At 62.0% G+C, this 5,639-nt stretch carries 2 protein-coding genes; both read right to left on the reverse strand.

Going from position 1 to position 5,639, the window contains the following annotated elements; genetic code table 11:
* Positions 1-281: 281 nt before the first annotated feature.
* On the reverse strand, positions 282-1,403 hold the full coding sequence (locus ACF8K2_RS20365; protein WP_264237078.1) for a beta-ketoacyl-ACP synthase III: 1,122 nt from the start codon (positions 1,401-1,403) through the stop codon (positions 282-284).
* 240 nt (positions 1,404-1,643) lie between these two features.
* Positions 1,644-5,549 (reverse strand): ATP-dependent RNA helicase HrpA, encoded by a 3,906-nt coding sequence (hrpA, locus tag ACF8K2_RS20370; RefSeq protein WP_392467297.1) that lies wholly within the window; start codon positions 5,547-5,549, stop codon positions 1,644-1,646.
* Between the last annotated feature and the right edge of the window lie 90 nt (positions 5,550-5,639).

The raw sequence follows: 5,639 nt of genomic DNA on the forward strand, positions 1-5,639 counted from the left end.
GCGGGCCCGGAAGGCGCCGGCGCGAAGGGACCCGAAGCGCAGCGGAGGGCCGGATGGTGGAGCGCAGACCTTTTTGGTTACTTTTGGCTGGGCCGGCACACCGGGCGTCTGCCAAAAAGTGACCCGCCGTAAGGGCGGAAGGGGCCAGTAGCAGCGCCCCAAAAAACGGATAAGCTCACATTCCAAGAACTCAACTCAAAACCAGCGCTAACCCCCACAAAATGGCCGCAAAGGTGACTCAACGCCACCCCCGCAACCAGAAAAAACCCAAACCCCAAAAATCACCGCTTACGCAAAATCACACTACCAATCGAATACCCAGCGCCAAACGAACTCAGCACCCCCACCGCCCCCACAGGCAAATCATCCTGATACAGGTGCAGGGCAATCACCGACCCCGCCGAACTGGTATTGGCATACCGATCCAGAATCACCGGCGCATCTTCCTCAGCCACATCCCGCCCAACCAGCTTCTTGACGATCAAGTGATTCATGCTCAAGTTGGCCTGATGCAACCAGAAACGCTTCACATCGCTCGGCTGCAGACCATTCTCTTGCAAGTGCTGGCCGATCAGCTCAGCAACCATCGGACACACCTCACGGAACACCTTGCGCCCTTCCTGAACGAACAGTTTGTCCGCTGCCCCCTCACCCTCCTCCGCCGCACGGTTAAGGAAGCCGAAATTGTTGCGGATGTTATTGGAGAACTGAGTCAGCAACTTGCTGCTGACGATCTCGAACTGATGCGCCGAAGTCGCCAGGTCAGCACGCTCGAGCAGCACGGCGGTAGCGGCATCGCCAAAGATGAAGTGGCTGTCACGATCGCGGAAGTTCAGGTGAGCGGTACACACCTCAGGGTTGACCACCAGCACCGCACGGGCCTGGCCCAGCTGAATGCTGTTGGCGGCGGTCTGGATGCCGAAGGTGGCCGACGAGCAGGCAACGTTCATGTCAAAGCCAAAACCGTTGATACCCAACGCCTGCTGCACTTCGATGGCGATAGCCGGGTACGGGCGCTGCAGGTTGGAGCAAGCGACGATCACTGCATCGACATCGGCGGCAGTGCGACCTGCACGCTCAAGGGCCTGGCGGGCGGCGGTCACGGCCATCTCACAGAGGATCGAGGGCTCGTCATTGGAGCGCTCCGGCAACCGTGGCTTCATGCGCTGCGGATCGAGAATGCCGGCCTTGTCCAACACGAAGCGGCTCTTGATCCCCGACGCCTTCTCGATGAAGGCGGCGTTGGATTCGGCCAGGGCTTGGACTTCGCCACGCGCGATGGCCGCCGCGTTGTCCTGGTTGTACTGCGTGACCCAAGTATTGAACGACTCCACCAGTTCTTCGTTGGAAATGCTCTGGGCCGGGGTATACAGGCCGGTGCCGCTGATTACGACGTTATGCACGGTCGTTCCTCTGGTCAGAGGCCATCGCCGCGCGGCGCTGGCCGAAATAAGGGGCAAGATAATGGCACCTTGGTGCCAATTTACAATTGCAACTTCCCGCTGAAACGGGAGAACCAGCGAGGGCTATGCCCTCGTTCGCGGGTAAACCTGCTCCCAGAGTTCTCGTGGGAGCCGGTCTAGCTCGCGAAGGGCCGCAAAGCGGCCGCAAAACTCCAGCAAGTTTGCCACATTTGCAGCGGTTTAGCCCTCTACCAGGCTCCAATGTTTGCTCAAGCGTTTGTCGGAAACCGGCACCTTGGTGCCCAGCTGCTGGGCGAACAGCGATACCCGATATTCCTCCAGCAACCAACGGTACATGAGCAACTGCTCGTCGCGCTTGCCCTCCTGGGCATGCTTGTCGGCGCGTGTCTTGTACTGGGTCCAGAGAGTGGCCAGTTCGCCACTCCAGACGCGGTCCTTCTGCACTTGCGAGCCGAGTTTCTCCAGGCGCAATTCGATGGCTTTGAGGTAGCGGGGCAATTCCTTGAACCACACCCCAGGCGTATCGCGCACAAAACCGGGGTAGACCAGGTTGGCCAACTGCAGCTTGATGTCGTTCAAGGCAACCGCCTGGCTCAAGTCGATCTTGCCTTTGAAGCGCTTTTGCAAGCCATGCCACAGCTTGAGCACCTCAAGCGTCAGCCTGGCCAAGCGCTCGGCGTGCTCAGCCCAACTGCCGCGCTTGCGCTCGGCCAACGAAGCAAGGCCCGCCCCATCGCGCGGCAGCTGCACTTCACCTTCCAGGATGCAGCTGTCGAGACTGGCCAGCAGGATGTCCTCGACCAACGCCTCGACCCGGCCCATGTCGCGGTACAGCAGCCCCAGCTCGGTCAGCCCGGGCAACTTGCCCCGCAGGAACTTGGCCGGCTCTGCCAGCTGTTGCAAAAGCAAACGTTGCAATGCGCGGCGATGCTGGAACTGGGCCTCGGCGTGGGTCGAGAAACGTCCTTCACGTACGCTGCCGTTCTCTTCGACCAGCGCCGGGTAGACCGTCATCGACAGCCCGGCGATCTTTTGCTGGGCGGTTTCAGCGACGTCGGCGAAGGCCTTGGCCTGCACCGGCTGCTCGGACTTTTCCGTACGCGGCATGGCCAGTGCAGCTTGGCTGGCCGCGACAAATCGGGAAGTCAGCTCGGCCAGATCGCGCCCTTCGCCAAGGAACTTACCCTGGCCGTCGACCACTTCGATGTTCATCCGCAGGTGGCTCTCGACCAGCTCAGCCGCTTGCGCCCAAGCCTCATCGGTGACCCGCGCGCCGGTCATGCGCAGCAGCTCCTGACCCAGCGCCTGGGGCAAACCGCCCTGGCCAAAGGTCATCCGCGCCAGGGCGGCCTTGACGAAGTCCGGCACCGGCACGAAGTTCTTGCGCAAGGCCTTGGGCAGGTTACGTACCAGGGCAATGCACTTGGCCTCGAGCAAGCCTGGCACCAACCATTCCAGGCGCTCACCCGGCAGGCTCGGCAGCAACGGCGCCGGCACCCGCACAGTGACGCCATCGCGCGGATGGTTCGGCTCGAAATGGTAGCTCAGCGGCAGGCTCAGCTCGCCCACCTTGAGGCTGTCAGGGTATTGCGCGGCGGTCACTTCACTGGCCTCGCGGGCCAGCACATCCTCTTCGCGCATGATCAGCAGATTGGCGTCTTTCTGGCTGGTCATGCGATACCAGGCGTCGAACGTCGCCGTCTGGTGAATCTCGGCAGGCAGGCGCGCTTCATAGAAGGCGAAGAGAGTTTCCTCATCGGCGAGAATGTCGCGTCGGCGCGCCTTGGCCTCGAGCTCGTCGAGCTGTTCGAGCAGGCGTTTGTTAGCCGCCAGGCACTTGGCCCGCGACTGAATCTCACCGCCAACCAAACCCTCGCGGATAAACAGCTCGCGTGATACCACCGGATCGATCGGCCCGTAGTGCACCGGGCGCCGGCCGACCAGGATCAAGCCATACAGGGTGATCTGTTCATAGGCCACCACTTGCCCGCGCTTTTTCTCCCAGTGCGGCTCGAAGTGGTTTTTCTTGATCAGGTGCCCCGCCAGCGGCTCGATCCAGTCTGGCTCGATCTTGGCCACCATGCGCGCATACAGCTTGGTGGTTTCGACCAGTTCGGCGGCCATCACCCATTGCGGGCGCTTGCGGCCGATGCCGGACGAGGGGTGGATCCAGAAGCGGCGCTGGCGCGCGCCCTGGTAGTCACCCTCTTCGGTCTTGTGGCCGATCTGGCTGAGCAGGCCACTGAGAATGGCCTTGTGCATGCGCTGATAGTCAATGGGTTCTTTATTAACGGTCAGTTGCAGGTCGCGACAGATCAGCGACAACTGGCGATGGGCATCGCGCCATTCGCGCAGGCGCAGGTAATTGAGGAAGTTCTTCCGGCACCAGTTTCGCAGCGGGTTGGCGGTCAGCGCCTGACGCTGCTCTTCGAAACCGCGCCACAGATTGACCAGCGCGGCAAAGTCCGAATCGACGTCTTTCCACTGCGCGTGGGCTTGATCCGCTGCCTGCTGACGCTCCGGCGGACGCTCGCGTGGATCCTGCACCGACAGCGCGCTGGTGACGATCAATACTTCCTGCAGACTGCCCAAGCGGGCGCCTTCGAGCAGCATGCGGCCCAGCCGCGGATCGATAGGCAAACGCGCCAGTTGCCGGCCGAGCGGGGTCAGCTGGTTCTCGCGATTGACCGCCGACAGCTCCTGCAGCAGGTTGAAACCGTCGCTGATGGCCTTGCCATCAGGCGGTTCGATGAAGGGGAAGGCATCAATCGCACCCAGGCGCAGGTGGAGCATCTGCAAGATCACCGCCGCCAGGTTGGTGCGCAGGATCTCCGGATCGGTGAACGCCGGCCGGCCGTTGAAGTCGTCTTCGCTGTACAGGCGCACACAGATGCCCGGCTCGACCCGCCCACAGCGTCCCTTACGCTGGTTGGCACTGGCTTGCGAGACCGCCTCGATAGGCAGGCGCTGAACCTTGGCGCGATAGCTGTAACGGCTGATCCGCGCGGTGCCACTGTCGATCACATAGCGGATGCCGGGCACCGTCAGGGAAGTCTCGGCCACGTTGGTGGCGAGCACCACGCGCCGGCCTGGGTGCGACTGGAAGATCTTCTGCTGCTCTGCCGGCGACAGCCGGGCGTACAGCGGCAAGATCTCGGTGTGACGTAGCTGGGCCTTGCGCAAGATCTCGGCAGCGTCGCGAATCTCACGCTCGCCGGGCAGGAACACCAGCACATCACCCGGCCCCTTGCCGACACTGCGTTCGTGCGCGGCGATTTCATCGAGGGTAGCCAGGATCGCCTGATCAACTGTCAGGTCGTCTTCAACCTGGTTGCCTTCCTCGTCCTGCTCGCTGGTCAGCGGCCGATACCAGGTTTCTACCGGGTAGGTGCGGCCCGAGACTTCAATGATCGGCGCGTTATCGAAATGCTTGGAGAAGCGCTCCAGATCGATGGTCGCTGAAGTGATGATCAGCTTCAGCTCGGGCCGGCGATGCAGCAAGGTCTTCAGATAACCGAGCAAGAAGTCGATGTTCAGACTGCGCTCGTGGGCCTCGTCGACGATGATCGTGTCGTAGCGCTCAAGAAACCGATCATGCTGGGTTTCGGCGAGCAGGATGCCATCGGTCATCAGCTTGACCAGGGTGTTGGAATCGCTCTGATCCTCGAACCGCACCTGGTAGCCGACCAGCGCACCCAGCGGCGTGCCGAGTTCTTCCGCGACCCGCGCGGCAACGCTGCGTGCGGCGATCCGCCGGGGCTGGGTGTGAGCGATCTGGCCGTGGCTGCCACGGCCCAGTTCCAGGCAGATCTTGGGCAACTGAGTGGTCTTGCCCGAACCGGTTTCGCCGGCGATCACCAGGACCTGGTGTTCACTCAAGGCCTTCTTGATCTCGTCGCGTTTGGCGGCGATCGGCAGATTATCGTCGTAGCGGATACTCGGCACGCTTTGCTGGCGCGCAGTGACCTGGGCGAACGAGGCCTGGACCTTGTCCACCCACTGCGCCAGCTTGGCCTCGTCAGGGCGCTTGCGCAGCTCATGCAATTGCCGACGCAGACGATGGCGGTCGGCGATCATGGCGTGGTCGAGGTTGTTCAGCAGCTGGTCGATGGCGTGGTCTGTCATGGGGCTTTTTAATGATGCAGGTGAGCCTGCTTGTGCATGATCGGCATTCGAAGGGCTGCGATTGTCGCATAACGTAGCGCTTTATGGAGG

Origin of the sequence: Pseudomonas sp. xss_2 (genome assembly GCF_043104195.1) — a bacterium.
Lineage (GTDB): Bacteria > Pseudomonadota > Gammaproteobacteria > Pseudomonadales > Pseudomonadaceae > Aquipseudomonas > Aquipseudomonas urmiensis.

Excerpts from the sequence above, each read along its gene's own strand:
- hrpA (WP_392467297.1), bottom strand. The coding sequence starts at position 5,549 with ATGACAGACCACGCCATCGACCAGCTGCTGAACAACCTCGACCACGCC.